The sequence below is a fragment of the Crateriforma spongiae genome (assembly GCF_012290005.1).
Taxonomy (GTDB): domain Bacteria; phylum Planctomycetota; class Planctomycetia; order Pirellulales; family Pirellulaceae; genus Crateriforma; species Crateriforma spongiae.
Map to the genome: position 1 here is coordinate 103,335 of NZ_JAAXMS010000004.1, position 18,089 is coordinate 121,423.

An 18,089-nucleotide genomic window follows, 5' to 3' on the forward strand; every position below is an offset into this window, starting at 1 on the left:
ACGCAGGTGGCACATTTCCGCGCCGGCCCTCGTTGTCTTGGGCGGCGGCATTCTGTCCAATCCGACTGCGGATGAACACCCGACGAAACGCCCGAATGTGCCCCAGACGCACTGCCGAGCGGTTTCGCCACGCTCCGTCCCCGCCCCATCCGACCAGCCTTCACACGCAGTTAGGGAATCCAATCGATGTTTACCGGGATCGTCGAATCGCTGGGCCGCATTGCAAAAATCACCGACCAGCCGCCAGGGAAACTGTTTTCGATCGACGCCGGTGAATTGGCCAAAGGGGCGGCGATCGGCGATAGCGTCGCGATCAATGGTTGTTGTTTGACCGTTGTCGCCATCGACGGTGGCGTGCTGGGATTCGAGGCAGGCGAAGAAACCCTGTCGCGAACCAACCTGGGCACCCAGGAAGTCGGCAGCCGAGTCAACCTGGAACGCGCCCTGGCGGTCGGTGATCGCTTGGGAGGACACTATGTCACAGGTCACGTGGACGAATTGGGCACGTTGCTGGATCGTCGCGAAGACCCGCCGTGGGCTTTTTTAAGATTCGGCGTGTCGAAAAAACTGTCCTCGCAAATCGCCGACAAAGGCAGCATCGCGATCGACGGCGTCAGCCTAACCGTGGTCGACGCGGACCCCGATTCGTTCACCGTCGCACTGATCCCACACACTCTGGAAGTCACCACGTTGGGCTTTCGAAACGTGGGCGACAAAGTGAACTTGGAAAGCGACGTGTTGGCCAAGTACGTCCAACGCAGTCTGATCACCGGCGTCAAAGGTCCCGATGTCCCCGGCGAATCATCCGATTGATCGACGGACCAACGAAAAAGCGTCTGCGAAACCCCTTCAAACCCCGGAACGAATTTCTTGTCCGAACCGTCGCGTCAAACCGCCACCTATCTGTCACGCCGTCTGACCGCGGCCGGCTTGAAACCGCTGAGCCGTTTCGGCCAGAACTTCTTGATCGATTTGAACTTGGTCGACCTGATCGCCAATTCGGCCGAATTGACCAAGGATGACGTGGCGCTGGAAATCGGCACCGGCGTGGGATCGCTGACCCAGCGACTTGCCGACCGTGCCGGTGCGGTGTTGTCGGTGGAGATCGACAATCACTTGTTCGAACTGGCCGGCGAAGAATTGGCGGATCGGACAAACGTCAAACTGATCCATGGCGACGCGCTGAAGAACAAGAACACGCTGCGCGACGAAATCATGTTGAACGTCCGCCAAGCGATGTCACAGCTGGGCGAAAATGCGCGGTTCATGCTGGTCGCCAACCTGCCGTACAACGTGGCGACGCCGATCATCAGCAACCTGATGTTGGAAACGCCGCCGCCGGATCGGATCGTCGTGACGATTCAAAAAGAATTGGCCGATCGCATCATGGCGGTGCCGTCGACCAAGGATTACGGCGCGCTGTCGGTGTGGTTGCAAGCGATCAGTGATCCGACGTTGGTGCGTGTGCTGTCGCCCAAGGTGTTCTGGCCGCGCCCCAAAGTCCACTCGGCAATCTTGCGGTTGGACTTGGATCGAGATCGCTACGAAAGCTTCGAAGACCTGCGATACTTTCACGACACCACGCGAGCGTTGTTCTTCCATCGCCGCAAGTTTTTGCGCAGCGTCGTCGTCAGCGCGATGAAAGGCCGGCTGGAAAAGGCGGACGTCGACCAAGTGTTGGCCGATCTGGGCCACGACGAAACGGCACGTGCCGAAGCGATGGCCGTGCCCGAGATCGTGCGGCTGGTCGAAGCGATCCGCGTTGCCGAAGACGCCAAGTCAGAAAACGTTTGAGCGTCTGGTGACGCATCGCCAAGTTGTCCGCGATATGGCGTCGGCGTCTATCCGTTGAACAACACCGCGCGGGCCAGTTGCAGCCACGCTTTTCCCGACCGATCGCTCATGTCGAAATCTTTGGTCGGGATGTACGCCTTGCGTTGATCGACAATGCGAACCGGGACGGGCGAACGTTCGGCCAATTGTTCAACTTGTCGGCGGTTTCCATAGTGCAAAACGATGAAGCGTGCGTCACTGGTCACCGAATGGATTTGCCACGCGGCGGCGTCCAGACGTAGTTCGACCAGCTGTAACATCCGCTCGGCGGGCTGAGGGATCGGTCCGAACCGGTCGACCAATTCTTCTTTGATTTCGTTGATTTTCGCGACGTTGTCGATCTTGGCCATGCGGCGGTACAAGTCGATCTTGTGACGCAGATCGGGCACGTATTCATCGGGCAAATACGCTTCGACCGGCAAATCAATGTCCACGTCGGCCGACAACTTCGGCGGCAACTTTTGGGCTTGCCGAACGGCGTCTTCCAACAGGTGGCAATACAGTTCGTAACCCACCGCGGCGATGTGACCGCTTTGTTGGCTGCCCAGCAGATTGCCGGCGCCGCGGATTTCCAAGTCTCGCATCGCGATGGCGAACCCGGCGCCCATTTGGCTGTAATCTTCGATCGCCCGCAGACGTTTGCTGGCTTCGGGGCTGAGGTGTTTCCGGCGGCTGACCAACAGGTAACAGTACGCTTGGTGTTTGTATCGCCCGACGCGACCACGCAATTGGTGCAGATCGCTCAGCCCATACTTGTCGCCTTCGTCAATGAACATCGTGTTGGCATTGGCGATGTCGATCCCGCTTTCAACGATCGTGGTGGCCAGCAACAAGTCGAACTTGTGATCGATAAAGTCGATCATCACTTGTTCCAATTCGCCTTCGCCCATCTGACCGTGGCCGATCCCGATGCGAAGCTCCGGTACAATGTCGCGCAACCGGTCGGCCAGCTCGTGCATGTCGCCGATGCGGTTGTGAACGAAGAACATTTGGCCGCCGCGGTTCAGTTCGCGAACCATCGCGCTGCGGACCATCTTGTCGTCCCAGCGGGTGACCTTCGTTTCAACACTCATCCGTTCGGCCGGCGGCGTTTCCAAGTTGCTGATGTCTCGCACACCGACCAGTGCCATGTGCAACGTCCGCGGGATCGGGGTGGCGGACAAAGTCAGTACGTCGACGTTGTTGCGGTGATTTTTCAGACGTTCTTTGACTTCGACGCCGAAACGTTGCTCTTCGTCAACGATCACCAGCCCCAAGTTGGCAAAGCGGACGTCTTTGCCCGCGATGCGGTGGGTGCCCACGATGATGTCGGCTTCACCGCTGGCGATCCGCTTGACCGTCGCGCGGGTGTCGGCGGGCGAAACGAACCGCGACAGCTTGGCAATTTCAATCGGAAACTCCGCCATCCGCTCGCGGAAGGTGTTGTAGTGCTGTTCGGCCAGCACGGTGGTCGGCACCAACACGGCGACTTGGTATCCCGACGTGACGGCCTTGAATGCCGCTCGCATCGCGACTTCCGTTTTGCCAAAGCCGACGTCGCCACAGATCAGGCGGTCCATCGGCCGGGCGCTTTCCATGTCGTCCTTGATCGCTTCGATCGCGGCCAACTGGTCGGGCGTTTCGGTGTAAGGAAAGCTGGCGTCGAATTGTTGTTGCCAGGTGTTGTCGGGGGCGAAACTGATCCCGCGGCGGGCCTGACGCTGGGCCTGCATCTCGATCAGCTCGGCGGCCATGTCGGTGACCGCCGATTCGGCAGCCTTGCGATGGTTCGCCCAGGCTTGGCCGCCGATTTTGGCCAGCCGTGGTCGGGTCTTCGATCCGCCGATGTATTTTTGGACCAGACCGATCCGTGACGCCGGCACGTAGATCTTTGTCCCGCCGTCGTATTCGATGGTCAGGTGTTCGACGTGCTGGCCGTTCTTTTCGATCTGTCGCAGCCCGCGATACAGACCGATCCCGTGGGACAGGTGCACGACTAGATCGCCGACTTGCAGTTGCAAGAAATTCTGGATCGGCTTGCCACGTGCCCGCGTCTTGCCACGACGCACGGGGCTGCGGTGAAACAGTTCGGCGCCGGTCAGCACCAACGCGCCGGCCGACGGTAACCGAAAGCCGCCGGACAGATCCGCCACCGTCATGTGCAACCGGCCTTCGGCGGCGGCGCGAGTGGGCTGTAGCAATTCCGTCAGCCGTTGTCCGTCGGCGGGCGTGTCACCGACGACGATCACGTGATGATCCGCTGCGATCGTGTCGACCTTCTTTTGGGTTTCCGAAAGCTCGCTGGCAAAGCTGTCGGCCGATGCGGTGTCCAGTGACACCAGATCATCGCCGGTCGCTTCGGGGAAATCGTCGGCCGTGACCACACGGTGGCTGGTCATCGACGCGATCAGATCATCCATCGTCACGAACCGTGACGGATCGACCACACGCCGCAGCAGTGCGTCGGCCGATGACGCGCATCCTTGTGGATCGACGACCACAACCACGGTGTCGGTGGGCAAGTAATCGCTGATCGGGCCCTGTTGTTCGGGCGGCATCGCGGGCGTTTCGTCCAGCGGGTCAGCCGTTGATGCACCGATCGCGGCCAGTTCGATTTCGGTGACCGATTCGATGCTTCGCTGGCTGGACAGATCAAACGTGCGGATGGATTCGATTTCGTCACCGAACCATTCCACACGAATCGGCAACGGCTGGTCGGGCGAATAGATGTCCAGCAAGCCGCCGCGGGTGGCAAATTCGCCGGGGAACTGGACCGCGGTGGTGCCGGCAAAGCCCGCTTCGGCCAGCCAAGCCCGCACGTCCTCCGGTGCAAGCGTCTGTCCGACTTTTAGTGTGCGAGTGCTGTCGGCCAGTTTTTGTGGCGTCGGAACTTTCTGGATCGCCGCGCCGATGAACGCGGTGACCAGCAACGGTTCTGGCGAATCGGCGTCCCGCGAACGAAGACGCTGCAGGACCTGCAGCCGATCGGCAAAGTCGACGTCGCGGATCGTCGCACCGCTGCCGTCGCCGGCCGACAGCGGCAGCGCGACCGCATCGGTCAGTCCGAATGACCGGGCGTCGGTGGCCACGATTTCGGCGTCGGCCGCTTGGGGCAGCAGCATCAGGATGTGAGGCGTGCTGCGGGCGATCGCCGCGGCCAGCAACGCGCGGATGCCGCCCCAAACGCCGCCGAAGCCCAGCGGCTGGTCCGGTTTCAGCCCGCGCATGCGCGCGCTGACGCCCGCCGCGTCGTCGATCAACGCGGGCAGGTCGGACAGTTGGCGGATGGTCACCGGCTTGCGACGGCTGGTGGATTTTCCGCGGCGGCTGGTTTTCTTTGCTGCGGTCAAACGATCGCGTCGCTTGAGCAGGGGACGGAAAGGCACGCACTGGGTGTCGTGCGGGACAAAAAAAAGTATCGTGTGCGGGCAAGATGTGACACCCGAAAGATGCGGCTTCGTTGAAATCGGCCCCCTGGTCGACGGTCGGCGACCGCACATCGGCACCCCGCGATGTGGTGTCGCAATTCTTCCCCATCCCCTTGGTCCCCAATGAACTGCCTGCCCAAAACATGAGTATCGGAATCGGAATCGTCGGCGCCGGAATGATCTCCAACTTTCACGCCAAAGCCATCGCCGACGCGGCGGGCTGTCACCTGGCGGCCGTGTGTGATCGCATTCCCGAAGCCGCCACGGCGTTCGCCGAAAAATACGGCTGTAACGGACACGGTTCGATCGAAGCCATGTTGGACGATCCCACCGTCGATGCGGTCGCGGTCTGCACGCCCAGCGGCGCGCACTTGGACCCGGCCCTTGCGGCCGCCGCGGCGGGCAAGCACGTGATCGTTGAAAAGCCGCTGGAGATCACCACCGAACGCTGCGACCAAATCATTCAAGCGTGCGAAAAGGCCGGCACCAAGTTAGTCGTGACCTTCCAAAGTCGTTTTCATCAGTCCAGTCTGCTGATGAAAAAAGCCGTGGAAGATGGCCGATTCGGGACCGTTACCATGGGCGACGCTTATGTGAAGTGGTTCCGCAGCCAAGAGTATTACGACAGCGGCGCTTGGCGTGGCACGTGGGCGCTGGACGGTGGCGGCGCGTTGATGAACCAAGCCATCCACAGTGTCGACTTGTTGGTCTGGCTGATGGGCGACGTCGAAGAAATCAGCGCGATGACCGGCACACTGACACACGAACGAATCGAAGTGGAAGACGTCGCGGTCGCCACGTTGAAGTTCAAGTCGGGGGCCTTGGGCGTGATCGAAGCCACCACGACGGCGTATCCCGGTGCGCTGAAGCGGATTGAAATCGCCGGCAGCAACGGATCGGCCGTGTTGGAAGAAGAAGACCTGATCCAGTGGGACTTTGCGGACGAAACCGACGCGGACCGTCAGATCCGTGATTCAATGCAAGGCAAAACCGAATCCGGCGGCGGTGCGGCCGACCCATCGGCGATCGACCACAAGGGACACACGAAGGTCTATGAAGAATTGGCGGCGTCGATCGCAGAGAACCGGATGCCGTCGATCAGCGGGCACGAAGGTCGTCGCAGCGTCGAAGTGATCCGCGCGATCTACGAATCGGCTCAGTCCGGTCAACGCGTCAAGCTGTAAGCGACCGTCCAGACGATAGCCCACAAAGTCGCCTTTCGCTCCGCCGAAAGTAGCGCTCGGAATCACCCTCCCCGGAATCTCGTTCCTCGATTCCGACCCTCCCGCGGTGCGGGAGGGTGAAGTTGGTGCTGGGCTGGATGTCTAGGCGTCGGGCCTTGCTGGCGAAACAGCCCAAACCCGCGGCTAGCGCCTTGCGGCTCACAAAGTCGCCTTTCGCTCCGCCGAAAGTAGCGCTCGCCGAATCGGGTTCAGGCCAGTTGCCGAAACATCCCAAACCCGCGGCTAGCGCCCTGCGGCTCACAAAGTCGCCTTTCGCTCCGCCGAAAGTAGCGCTCGCCTCCTGCCGATCTCGCACGCCGATCTGACTGGGCCTGGGCAGGCGATGGTGCCGCAACTTCGCTTGGGGTTGCTCGCTTGTTGACAGCTTGAGTGTCTGCGAAAGTGTGCGTTTGATCTCCGCGGGCGGATCCCAAGCCGGCGGCACAATGGGATATATTGACGATCCGCTGCCAATGCACGGAACGCCCCAGGAAGCCCCCACCACAGGAAGACGACTGAGAAACGATGAGCACCGACGAGATTTTGATGGACGCCGAAGAACGCATGGAAAAGGCGGTCTCCGTGCTGGGCAACAACCTTTCGGGCATTCGCACCGGCCGGGCCACCCCTGGCTTGGTCGATTCGCTGAAGGTCGAGGTGTACGGTTCGCAAACGCCATTGAAGCAGTTGGCGTCGATCGGTGTTCCCGAGCCACAGCAGATCTTGATCCGTCCCTACGATGCCGGGACGATCAAAGAAATCGAAAAAGCGATCGTCGCGGGCGAACTGGGCCTGAATCCGCAAAGCGACGGCCGCGTCGTGCGGTTGAACGTCCCGCCGTTGTCGACCGAAGTCCGCAAGAAAATGGTCTCTCGGATCAAAGAGTTGGCCGAAGAAGCCAAGATTTCGATCCGAAATATTCGCCGTGATGCCAACAAAGCGGCTGATCAGGGCGAAAAGGATAAGGTCATGACCGAGGACGATCGTGACAAGCTGAAAGATGACGTCCAGGAGCTGACCAAGAAGTACGAGGCTCAAGTCAACGACTTGGCCAAAGCCCGCGAATCCGAAGTCCTTGAGGATTAACTCACCGTGTTGATGCCGCTGGAAACCGTTTCGCCATCTGTGACCCGCTCGCTTGCCGCGATCCCCGGTTTCGACGTGGCATCGATTGTGCCCTCGCAAGCCGTTCTGTTCGAACTGGCCCAAGTCAACAATTTGACCCGCGGCGCCCTGATCGGTGCCCTGGTCCTGTTTGTCATCTTCATGGTGACCTTGTTTGTCTTCGCCAGCTACTTCGGTCTGTGGATCCAGTCCCAGTTGACCGGGGCCGGCGTGTCAATGTGGAACTTGATCGGGATGACCTTTCGAAAGGTCAATCCGCGGTCGATCGTCCGCAGCAAGATCATGGCGACCCAGGCCGGATTGGATGATCCGGAAATGTCGACCGAGGCGATCGAGGCTCATTACTTGGCCGGCGGTAACGTCCAACAAGTCGTGCGTGCATTGGTGGCCGCTCGGAAAGCGAAAACGATATCGCTGACGTTCCGCGAAGCCACTGCGATCGACTTGGCCGGCCGTGACGTGTTGGAATCGGTTCAGACCAGTGTGTATCCCAAAGTCATCGACTGTCCGCCCCGCGGTGCCGCCAAGCCGTCACTGGACGCGGTCGCCAAGGATGGGATTCAGCTGAAGGTCAAAGCACGGGTGACCGTGCGGGCCAACTTGCAACAGTTGATCGGTGGTGCGACGGAAGAAACCATCATCGCACGGGTGGGCGAAGGCATCGTCAGCGCGATCGGTAGCGCCGCGTCGCACAAGAAAGTGTTGGAAAACCCCGACGTGATCAGTAAAGCCGTGTTGGCCAAGCGATTGGACAGCCAAACGGCGTTCGAAATCGTCTCGATCGATATCGCCGACATCGATGTTGGGGCCAACATCGGGGCTCGTTTGCAAGCCGACCAGGCGGAAGCCGACACACAGGTCGCCCGCGCCAACGCCGAAAGTAAACGTGCCGCTGCGGTGGCCGAAGAACAGGAAATGCAGGCGAAGATCGAAGAAAGCCGGGCCAAAGTCGTCGAATCCCAGGCTGCCGTACCCGAAGCGATGGCCGACGCGTTTCGAACCGGCAAGCTGAATATTTTGGATTACTACAAACTGCAAAACGTCAACGCCGACACGGAAATGCGTAAAGCCATCGCCGGCGGCGGACAACGGGAAACGCCCGAGCAGTACAAATAGGCTGACCGCCAAGGGGATGTCCGATGGCCGGTGACCTGGAAGACTTTCTGAAACGCGCCGCGGCGAAACGGCAAGCCAAAGCGGCGGCCGCGCAAAACGCCAACACGCGTCCCACACGGTCCGCGCCGGAGTACACCGACAGTCGCCGCGAACGCCAGATCCGCGAACTGGATGATTCGGATTTGGTCGACGAAGTGATCGTGGGCGAGGTTGTGGAGACGCCGTCGGATCAGCAGCAGTATCAGGAACGCCGACGTCGGATCGAACAGGCCAAGAAACGGGCGGAGAAGATCGCTGCGGAGACGGCCAAGCGGGCCAAAAAGTCGTCCAGCGTCGTCGACACCTCCAGCAATTCCATCGGTGAGGGCGAAGTGCTGGATCCGGAGCAGCTGATGGCGATGCTGCGTTCGCCGCAGGGCATGCGTCAAGCGATTTTGCTACGCGAGATCTTGGATCGCCCCGAACACCGTTGGTAGACAATCCGCCCCAACACGCGTTCGCCAAAGTCGCCATTCGCTCCGCCGAAAGTAGCGTGCTGGCAAAGCCCTCCCCGGAATCTCGTTCCTCGATTCCGACCCTCCCGCGGAGCGGGAGGGTGAAGTTGGTGCTGGGCTGGATTTGTAGGCAACGGGCCTTGTTGGCGAAACAGCCCAAACCCGCGGCTAGCGCCTTGCGGCTCAGAAAGTCGCCTTTCGCTCCGCCGAAAGTAGCGTTCGGCAGGGTGAAGGTGGTGTTGGGTTGAATCTGCCTGCCTGTTCACCCTCCCTCCGGGAGGGTCGAGCCTTAGCGAGGGGAGGGCGCGAGTCTTGGAAGAACCCTCCCCGGAATCTCGTTCCTCGATTCCGACCCTCCCGCGGAGCGGGAGGGTGAAGTTGGTGCTTGGCTGGATTTGTAGGCGTCGGGCCTTGTTGGCGAAACATCCCAAACCTGCGGCTAGCGCCCTGCGGCTCACAACGTCGCCTTTCGCTCCGCCGAAAGTAGCGTGCTGGCAAAGCCCTCCCCGGAATCTCGTTCCTCGATTCCGACCCTCCCGCGGAGCGGGAGGGTGAAGTTGGTGTTGGGCTGGATGTGTAGGCGTCGGGCCTTGCTGGCGAAACATCCCAAACCCGCGGCTAGCGCCTTGCGGCTCACAACGTCGCCTTTCGCTCCGCCGAAAGTAGCGTGCTGGCAAAGCCCTCCCCGGAATCTCGTTCCTCGATTCCGACCCTCCCGCGGAGCGGGAGGGTGAAGGTGGTGTTGGGCTGGATGTGTAGGCGCCGGGCCTTGTTGGCGGAACATCCCAAACCCGCGTCTAGCGCCTTGTGGCTCACAAAAAAAATCCCTTTCGGTCGGTGGACCGAAAGGGATCGTCGTTTGGCGGGAAAGGTCGCAAACCCTACAGGGATTGTCCCCTCGGAATGAACTCGTTGAACGGCACGTCGCTGCTCTTGCCGCGAGTCGTCATGTAGGCCTGATAGACGCGATAGTCGATGCCTTCGGCGATGAATCGTACGGTACCGTCGGCAAATCCCATCTGAACGCCGTCGACGTGAGCCGATGAGGGGCGAGCCAGTTGGGCGGCGCGGATCAGGTTTTGAGCGTTGCGAACTTTCGGCATTTCGATGTTGAACTTGTCGCCGCTTTGATCGCCGCCGTTGATCTTCAAGATCGAATTGGCACCGTTCAGCGAGATCGCACCCGGGAAATTGGTCGGGTTATCATCCGCATACCAGTACACCATGCCGTTGGTGTATCGGCTGAACGGGTCGTATTCCAAGCTTGCGTTGGTCAGATCGGTTTGGCCCATCAAGCCGGCACGGTGCCAGGGCATCGCTTGCAGATTTTCGCTGAACAGAACCGTGTTTCCCGCACCATCCTTGAAGTCGTCCATGCGGACACGGTCGCCGGTGGCGGCGTTGGTCGCGCCGGCAAACTTGTTGGTGAAGACGCCGTTGGCACGCTCTTGCGAGCTGGCGAAGGTCGCCGCCGGGCCGTTGGCATTGGTGTGCGCGACGTTGACGAAGTTGCCTTGCAGGTCTTGGGGATGGAAACCGTTGTTGCTGATGTAGCTGTTACGGCCCAGGTCGCCCACGATGACGGGACTGCTGGGGCACTGGAAAATCGGCAGGTTCGGGGCCGCGCTGGCGGTGTAACCTTCGCCCGATTCGCCGGTGGACGACGGGTTTTCGGGGCTGCCGGGACCAATGACCGGGTACTTGTCCTCGTTCCACACTTCATAAATCGGTTGGCCGTCCAGGTAAGGCAACAAGCCGACCGCCCAAGTGCCGACCTTTTGGTGGGCCGGGCTGGCGCCCGCATCCGGATCACTGGGGTTCACGCCGCCGGCGAAGTCACCGAACTTCATGCACCAGCCGGGCATTTCGCCCTTGTTGTTTTCGTATTGGATCGCGGCGAGAGCCAAGTTTTTGACCTGGTTTCCGCATTGGGCCAGACGGGCGGCTTCACGGGCCGATTGGACGGCGGGCAGCAACAGGCCGGCCAAGACGCCGATGATGGTGATCACCACCAGCAGTTCCACCAGGGTAAATCCGGTGCGTTTAAGGTTCATGGGGGCGCTTCCAGCAAGAGAAGGGGCGAGGAAAGAGGCGAGCGCCGAATCCGGACCTGCCGTATCGTCGAGCTCTGCCAGCATTATCACCGATATCGCCTTTGGGTGCAAATATTGCCCTCCATCAATCCCTTAAGGATTTCTGGCGATTCGTCGATTTGATCGCTCCGAGCTTGATCGAAATGACGACACTGCGGATCATCACGCCCTGAGCCGTCAGATCTTGCCGAATCCGGCCAAACCTGACACACCGACCCCATGAATGCGTCTTGTGAAGTAATTAACCTGAGGAACGCATGAAGGTCTCGCAAACATTCGCCATTGGCCGGCCTTTTTCATCTCTGCCGCGCACCTTGCTGATCTGTTCACTGATTTGATTTACCTGGATTTCAACCGGACCACGCCCATCGCGCCGTCGGTTTTGGAAGCGATGCAGCCCTTTTGGGCCGAGCATTTCATGTTGCCGGGCCAGGAGCATCCGCAGGCCCAAGCGGTCGGGGAGGCGGTCGAGCACGCTCGTGAATGTGTCGCGATTTTGGCCGGATGTGATCCGTTTGAGGTCGTTTTCACCAGCGGCGGCACCGAAGCCAATAATTTGGGTGTTTTGGGCGTCGCCGGCGATCATCCGGCGGGACACTTGCTGATCAGCGCGGTGGAACATGACGCCGTGACGATGACCAGCGAAAAGCTGGAACAACGCGGATGGGACGTCGAAGTGGTGCCCTGTGACGGCAGCGGCTGGGTCGACCCGGACGAGGTGCAGCAGCGAATTCGACCAGGCCAAACGCGGCTGGTTTGTGTGCAACTGGCCAATGCGACCACCGGCGTCGTCCAGTCGGTCCGCGAAATCGCCGATCGATGTCACAATCATGGTGTCCCGCTGCACTGCGACGGCGTCCAAGCTTTCGGAAAAATGCCGGTCGATGTTGTCCAGTTGCGGGCCGACACCGTCTCCATCTCGGGGCACCGGATGTACGGGCCCAAGGGGGTCGGGGCGTTGTATGTCCGCCGTGGGCTGGACCTTTCCCCGATGATGTTCGGCGATCCGCGAGAAATGGGACTGCGTCCGGGCAGCGAGAATATCCCGTCGCTGATTGGGCTGGGAGCCGCTTCGAATTTAGCCGCCCGATGCTGTGTCGACGCGGCGAATAACCTGTCGGAGCTCCGTGATCGGTTCGTCGCGGGGCTGCAATCGGCGATGCCGGACGTGATGTCGGTGGTTGCCGAAGACGCCGAACGGTTGCCCAACACGGTGTCGGTCCAGCTGAATGCCAACGCCAAAGCGGTCCAGAGGATCGCTCGGACACTGGTCATCGCGACCGCACGTAGCGAATCGCCGCCCGACGAGATGACTCGAGCTTTGAAAGCCATTGGGTGCAGCGATAGCGAGGTCAACCGGACGCTGAGGATCAGTCTGGGGTGGACGACCAGCCGCGACCAAATCGACCGCGCGGTGGATTTGTTGGCCGAAGCGGCCGACACCTGTGCGGCTTAAGGCCGGGCAGGTGGGCGGGATGACAGGTGGACGCGATGACATGCAGACGGGGGCAGAGTCTGCGGCCCTGCACAGGTCTTGCTGCGAACGGGCGAATCTTCTATTTCGGACCATACCTTCCTTCCCCAGATTGCATTTCCCGCCCGAATTCGCATTGGCATGTCCACCTTTCGACGACGTCGAACTTGCAACCCTGATCGCCGTGGCGGTCGGCTTGGCTGGTGGATTTTCGGCATCCTGACCGTCGCAACGTTCGGATGCGGCACCACCCGTGATTACCAGGCGACGGAACAACTGGTCCTCAGCGACGCCGTCGATCGCAGCGTATCGACCATCGATTTCCGGCCGCTCAGCGGACAAAAAGTCTATCTGGACACCAGCTATTTGCGGTCGGTCAAAGGGGCCGATTTCGTCAACGCCGACTATGTCACCAGTTCGCTGCGTCAGCAGATCGTTGCGGCAGGCTGTCTGATGCAGGATTCGGCCAACGAAGCGGACTTGATCATCGAAGCCCGCATCGGGACCCTGGGATCCGACGATCATCGGATGACGTACGGGGTTCCGGAAAACAATGTGCTGTCCAGCGCCGCGTCGTTGGTGTCCAGTGCGCCGGCGGTTCCGACGCTGCCCGAAATCAGCGTCGCGCGACGCGAAGCCCGCGAGGGGGCGGCGAAGATTGCCGCCTTTGCGTACGATCGCAAGACCCGCAAAGCGGTGTGGCAATCTGGAATCCGACAATCCTCGGCGACCGCACGAGACACTTGGGTGCTGGGCGTCGGTCCGTTCCAAAGTGGCACGATCCGCGACGACACGAAGCTGGCCGGCAGCAAGCTGATCCGTTTCGGCAGACGCCACCACAAAGGGGCTGGTCCGGAGATGTTTGATCGGCCTCCGGTGGACTACACCGCCGAAGTCCGCTTTGACGACGGTTGGCCCGCGCTGGACCCCAATCACAGTGGGGTGGAAATGATCGCTGGTGATGCGTCCAAAGCGGAGCCAATTGAGGCCGCGGAAAAGGAGGCGATGGTGAAGATGGTTTCGGCCAAGTCGCCGTCTGAAAAAACGCCTGCCGAAAAAACAGCGAACGCGAAGTCGGGCAAGTCATCCGGTGGGGCGACGTCGAATGCGCCCGCCAAGTCGGCGAAAAAAGCGGGGCCTGGCGATCAACCCAAGCCGCCGTCGGGGGCTTCGGAGCCGACCGTTCGTCCGCGTCGTGGGCAAGTCATTCAGGCCGGACCGACCGGCGGCTGATCTGTTTCGCCGATTCGTCTAGTCTGTTTCTGCGGCGTCGGCGTGACGATCCGGCCCGTGATCCAATGATGACGCCCGTTTCCCTTTCACCGATCAACAACACTTTGAATCAACGCATCGGTTCCTACCGATTGATCGACTTCGGGCGTGGCCGAAAATTGGAGCGTGTTGCCGGCCGCTGGCTGGATCGTCCGTCCCCGGCAGCCGAAGGGGTCCGCCCGGCCGACCCCGACGCTTGGGGCAACGCCGAATCGGTGTTTGATCTGGGCCGCCGAAAGTGGAAGCATCATCGACCGTGGCCTGATGATTTGCTGGCCGATTGTGGTCGTTTCGAAATGCCCGTAGCACCGACGCCGTTTGGGCACATCGGCCTGTTCCCCGAACAGCAAGACAATTGGCAATGGCTGATGTCGCCTGATCCTCTCCGGTGCAACGAGTTGTCGGAAACGGAAGGCCGTGAACACACGGATGCACCGGAGGTGGCGGGCGATCGTCCGGCCGCGCTGAACCTGTTTGCCTACACCGGCGCGTCGACGATGGCGTTGGCGACTGCCGGGTTTGCGGTGGCTCATGTGGATGCGGCCAAGCCCAACGTGGCGACCGCGCGTCGGGCCGCGGCGGTCAATGGTTTGACGGATTGGCCGATCCGATACTTGGTCGACGATGCCGCGAAGTTTGCCGCACGTGAAGTCAGGCGTGGCCGGCACTATCACACGATCGTTTTGGATCCGCCGGCGTATGGTCACGCACCGGGCGGCAAGGCGTGGCGAATCGAACGTGATCTGTGGCCTTTGTTGGATCATTGTTTACAACTGGCCCAGCCCGCCGGGCATCGTTTGTTGATCACGGGGCATTCACCCCAAGTGGACCAGCATGCGGTGAAGGACTTTTTGATCCGACACGGCTATGACAGTGGCATGATCCGGACGGGAAGGTCACAATTAACGGATCAGCAGGGGCGACGATTGGATGCGGGATTTTTTGTCCGTGTCGACACGCGGGGCGGCTCGGAAGCGTCGGCCGAATCCGGCCAATCGAACTGACGACCGAAAGCGGCGTGAACGTCCCACAGAATGACCACCAAAATCAAATGACAGCCCCCACGGACACCATCGATCGCGATACCCAGGCGACCGCGGACGCCTTGGTCCAGCGGATCGGGCAATTGGGGCACGTGATCGTCGCATTTTCCGGCGGGGTCGACAGCAGCGTGGTGGCCGCCGCGGCGCATCGTTCGACCGCCGATGCGATCGCCGTGACCGCGGTGTCACCCAGCGTCCCGGCTTGGCAACGCGACTTGGCCGTTCGCATCGCAGCACAGATCGGCATCGATCATCAATGGGTGGAAACGGGGGAAATCGCCGATCCCGATTACGTCCGCAACGACGCCCGCCGTTGTTTTCACTGTAAGACGAACTTGTACGATTCGTTGGGGCACATCCGCCGCGCGATGGCACCCCAGGGTGGGGCGACCATTTTGTCGGGGACCAATGCGGACGACTTGGGCGATTACCGGCCGGGCATCCAAGCGGGCCGGGACCACGACATTGTCACACCGCTGGCGAATCTGGGGATCGGCAAGGCGATGGTGCGTCAGGTTGCCGATCATTTCGGGCTGGAAAACGCCGATTTGCCCGCTTCGCCGTGCTTGGCTAGCCGGCTGGCGTACGGTGTTTCGGTCACGCCCGAACGTTTGGCGATGGTGGAATCGGCCGAAGATTGGTTGCGCGGACAAGGGTTTTCCGACCTAAGGGTTCGACTGCACCCCGGTGGCCTGGCTCGGGTGGAGGTTCCGAGGTCAGAATTGCCCCGCTTGGCCGGCACCGAATTGGCGGATGAAATGTCGAAAAAGCTAGTCCAGATCGGGTTTCAATTTGTTACGGTCGAACCGACAGGGCTGCGTAGCGGTAATCTGAACCAGGCGTTGGTTCAGATCCCTTTGCCTGATTCGGCCCGATCAGCCGACGTGGCCAGCTCACCCGACGCTGTCAGCCCAACCGTTTCCGCGTCGACGCGTCCGCCGGCGTCCGCCTAGCCATCCGTCACGGATTCGCCGTTCGGTTGATCGCATGCCGTGCCGACAAGGCCCGCCATTTGCCACTCTCTCGCTGCTCGTTCCGTCCTAGTCGAAGAAGTCTTCATGAATCCCGCCGACGATCCCACGGAAGATCAGGGCAGCCAGCCGGAACCCATTGAAACGTCTGGCGATCCGTCGCCGATCGACCCCGGTCAAACACAGGCCGGGCCGCGCGCGACGTCGGCTGAACCGTCCAAATCTTCGGCCAGCCTGGTCGGATGCCGGTTGGGCGAATACCAGGTCCTTCGCAAACTGGGACGCGGCGGCATGGCCGATGTTTACGCCGCGAAACAGCTCAGTCTGAATCGCGACGTGGCGTTGAAAGTGCTCCGGAAACAGTTCGCGATGGACGAAGCGTACGTCAAACGCTTTCGCCGCGAAGCCACCGCGGCGGCCAAGTTGAATCATCCCAACATCGTCGGCGTTTATGACGTCAAACAGGTGGAGGACCAGTACTTCATCGCACAGGAACTGATCGACGGCGCGAATTTGCGCGAGCAGTTGGATCGACGTGGGCCGCTGGACGCCGACGAAGGCGTTCGCGTCTTGATGGCCGTGGGCCAGGCGTTGGAGGTGGCGGCCGAAGCGGGGATCACGCACCGGGACATCAAGCCCGAAAACATCATGCATTCGTCGCGAGGTGAAATCAAAGTCGCCGATTTCGGGCTCGCACGTCTGGGACCCGAACCGGGACGCAGCCATGCGGAATTGACCCAAGCCGGGCTGACCCTGGGCACGCCGCGTTACATGAGCCCCGAACAGATCCAGGGGCGACAAGTCGATTCACGCAGCGACCTGTATTCGCTGGGCGTGACGATGTACCACTTGCTGACCGGGCGACCGCCGTTCGAAGCGGAAGATCCGTTGGCGCTGGCCGTGATGCACCTGCATGAAACGCCGCCGCCGATCGACAAGGCACGCGGCAGCGACGACTTGCCGCCTTGGCTGGTGACGGTGATCGGACGTCTGATCAGCAAGATGCCGGAGGACCGGTTCCAGTCGGCGTCAGAAATGCTGGACGTGATCCGCAGCGAAACCGGCGAGGGATCCGGCGGCTGGTCCGGTGGGGCTGTCGCCGCGACGACTCGGCTGCAGCGCGCATCGGCGCTGGCCCGACGCCGACAGCGACGCCGGTTGTTGCGAATCGCCGCTTGTGTGGGGCTGCCTTTGGTCGCCGCGGTGGCTGGTATCGCAATGGCGGCGCGAAGCCCGCGGCCGGACGTTGCGACTTTGCTGAACCCGACCGAGGTCGTCCAAGCGGAATCGGTCGAAGCCCAGTGGATCGAAGCGGTCCGACGAAACGACGCCGCGGGGTGGAAAGCGGTGATGGAGTATTTCCCACCGGAATTGAACGCGACCAACCAGGAATACGCCAACCGTGCGCGGATCCAGTTGGGCCGATACTTGATCGAACAAAAACAGTATCGCGAAGCCGACCGGGTGCTGGACCAGATGCTGGCGGACCCAAGTTTGCGTGGGATTTATCAGGTGACCGCGCTGATCTTGCGGTCACAGGTCGCCAAAGCACGCGGCGACAGCACCAGTCTGGCCACGCTGCGTCAACGGCTGACCAACCAAATCAGCAAGCTGAAATCCAGCAATCCTCAACAGGCCTCCATCTTGGGTGACGTGTTCAGCGATCGCGAAATGATGGAAATCGGCGTCACCCTGGACGAGACCTAAGGTTTGACCAAAGTCGCCTTTCGCTCCGCCGAAAGCAGCGTCAGTCATCCAGGTGATACCTTTTGCGTGCTGCTAATCGAACAAATTTCGGGACCACGTTTCTCTTCGCGGCGAAGCCTCGTCAATCCTTCTACGCTGCTTTCGTGGTTCGAAAGACGACGATTTTCAAAGCGTAAGCCGAATCGAGACTCAGTGCAGATCCGGGCCAGCGAATCGACGGCGATCAGCGGAAACGTCCCCCCAGAATCATCCACTGCTCGTGGCGTTTGGCGGCGATTAGAATGCGATAGAATCGTTTCGATGTCACGGGAACGATTTTCCCGCCTTCCGC

Annotated in this window: 13 protein-coding genes; 11 read left to right on the forward strand and 2 right to left on the reverse strand. The window is 60.9% G+C overall.

Features of this window, described 5'->3' with window-relative positions:
* The first annotated feature begins 186 nt into the window (after window positions 1-186).
* Both HFP54_RS11895 and rsmA read left to right on the forward strand, forming a co-directional pair.
* Window positions 187-813 (forward strand): riboflavin synthase, encoded by a 627-nt coding sequence (locus HFP54_RS11895; RefSeq protein ID WP_168565303.1) that lies wholly within the window; start codon window positions 187-189, stop codon window positions 811-813.
* A gap of 57 nt (window positions 814-870) precedes the next feature.
* The gene (gene rsmA / locus HFP54_RS11900) at window positions 871-1,794 is read left to right on the forward strand and encodes a 16S rRNA (adenine(1518)-N(6)/adenine(1519)-N(6))-dimethyltransferase RsmA (protein WP_235951694.1); all 924 of its coding nucleotides are present in this window, start codon (window positions 871-873) and stop codon (window positions 1,792-1,794) included.
* 47 nt (window positions 1,795-1,841) lie between these two features.
* Here the strand turns inward: rsmA and mfd are convergent, their stop codons facing one another.
* Complete coding sequence (mfd, locus tag HFP54_RS11905) at window positions 1,842-5,039, reverse strand: transcription-repair coupling factor (RefSeq protein WP_390657352.1); 3,198 nt, start codon at window positions 5,037-5,039, stop codon at window positions 1,842-1,844.
* Between the two features lie 344 nt (window positions 5,040-5,383).
* On the opposite strand from mfd, the gene HFP54_RS11910 reads away from it, so the two are divergent.
* The 4 genes from HFP54_RS11910 (at window position 5,384) to HFP54_RS11925 (ending at window position 9,180) form a co-directional block, all read left to right on the forward strand.
* Entirely contained in the window at window positions 5,384-6,424 is a 1,041-nt protein-coding gene (locus HFP54_RS11910; protein WP_146413984.1) for a Gfo/Idh/MocA family protein, read from the forward strand.
* 564 nt (window positions 6,425-6,988) lie between these two features.
* Window positions 6,989-7,549, forward strand: a complete 561-nt coding sequence (frr, locus tag HFP54_RS11915; RefSeq protein ID WP_146413983.1) for a ribosome recycling factor — start codon at window positions 6,989-6,991, stop codon at window positions 7,547-7,549.
* A 6-nt stretch (window positions 7,550-7,555) separates the two neighbouring features.
* Window positions 7,556-8,704, forward strand: a complete 1,149-nt coding sequence (gene floA / locus HFP54_RS11920) for a flotillin-like protein FloA (RefSeq protein ID WP_261342629.1) — start codon at window positions 7,556-7,558, stop codon at window positions 8,702-8,704.
* Between the two features lie 23 nt (window positions 8,705-8,727).
* On the forward strand, window positions 8,728-9,180 hold the full coding sequence (locus tag HFP54_RS11925; protein WP_168565305.1) for a hypothetical protein: 453 nt from the start codon (window positions 8,728-8,730) through the stop codon (window positions 9,178-9,180).
* Window positions 9,181-10,079: 899 nt separating this feature from the next.
* On the opposite strand, the gene HFP54_RS11930 is transcribed toward HFP54_RS11925, so the two are convergent.
* Window positions 10,080-11,252 carry a DUF1559 domain-containing protein gene (locus tag HFP54_RS11930; protein WP_168565306.1) on the reverse strand — a complete coding sequence of 391 codons (1,173 nt, stop codon included), beginning with the start codon at window positions 11,250-11,252 and terminating at the stop codon, window positions 10,080-10,082.
* A 373-nt stretch (window positions 11,253-11,625) separates the two neighbouring features.
* On the opposite strand from HFP54_RS11930, the gene HFP54_RS11935 reads away from it, so the two are divergent.
* The 5 genes from HFP54_RS11935 to HFP54_RS11955 all read left to right on the forward strand — a co-directional run bounded on the left by HFP54_RS11935 (window position 11,626) and on the right by HFP54_RS11955 (window position 17,758).
* The gene (locus tag HFP54_RS11935; RefSeq protein WP_146413980.1) at window positions 11,626-12,747 is read left to right on the forward strand and encodes a cysteine desulfurase family protein; all 1,122 of its coding nucleotides are present in this window, start codon (window positions 11,626-11,628) and stop codon (window positions 12,745-12,747) included.
* Window positions 12,748-12,906: 159 nt separating this feature from the next.
* Entirely contained in the window at window positions 12,907-13,998 is a 1,092-nt protein-coding gene (locus HFP54_RS11940) for a DUF6655 family protein (protein ID WP_235951695.1), read from the forward strand.
* 65 nt (window positions 13,999-14,063) lie between these two features.
* On the forward strand, window positions 14,064-15,041 hold the full coding sequence (locus tag HFP54_RS11945; RefSeq protein WP_168565307.1) for a class I SAM-dependent rRNA methyltransferase: 978 nt from the start codon (window positions 14,064-14,066) through the stop codon (window positions 15,039-15,041).
* A 47-nt stretch (window positions 15,042-15,088) separates the two neighbouring features.
* Entirely contained in the window at window positions 15,089-16,033 is a 945-nt protein-coding gene (gene larE / locus HFP54_RS11950; protein WP_168565308.1) for an ATP-dependent sacrificial sulfur transferase LarE, read from the forward strand.
* 105 nt (window positions 16,034-16,138) lie between these two features.
* On the forward strand, window positions 16,139-17,758 hold the full coding sequence (locus tag HFP54_RS11955; RefSeq protein ID WP_168565309.1) for a serine/threonine-protein kinase: 1,620 nt from the start codon (window positions 16,139-16,141) through the stop codon (window positions 17,756-17,758).
* Window positions 17,759-18,089 lie beyond the last annotated feature (331 nt).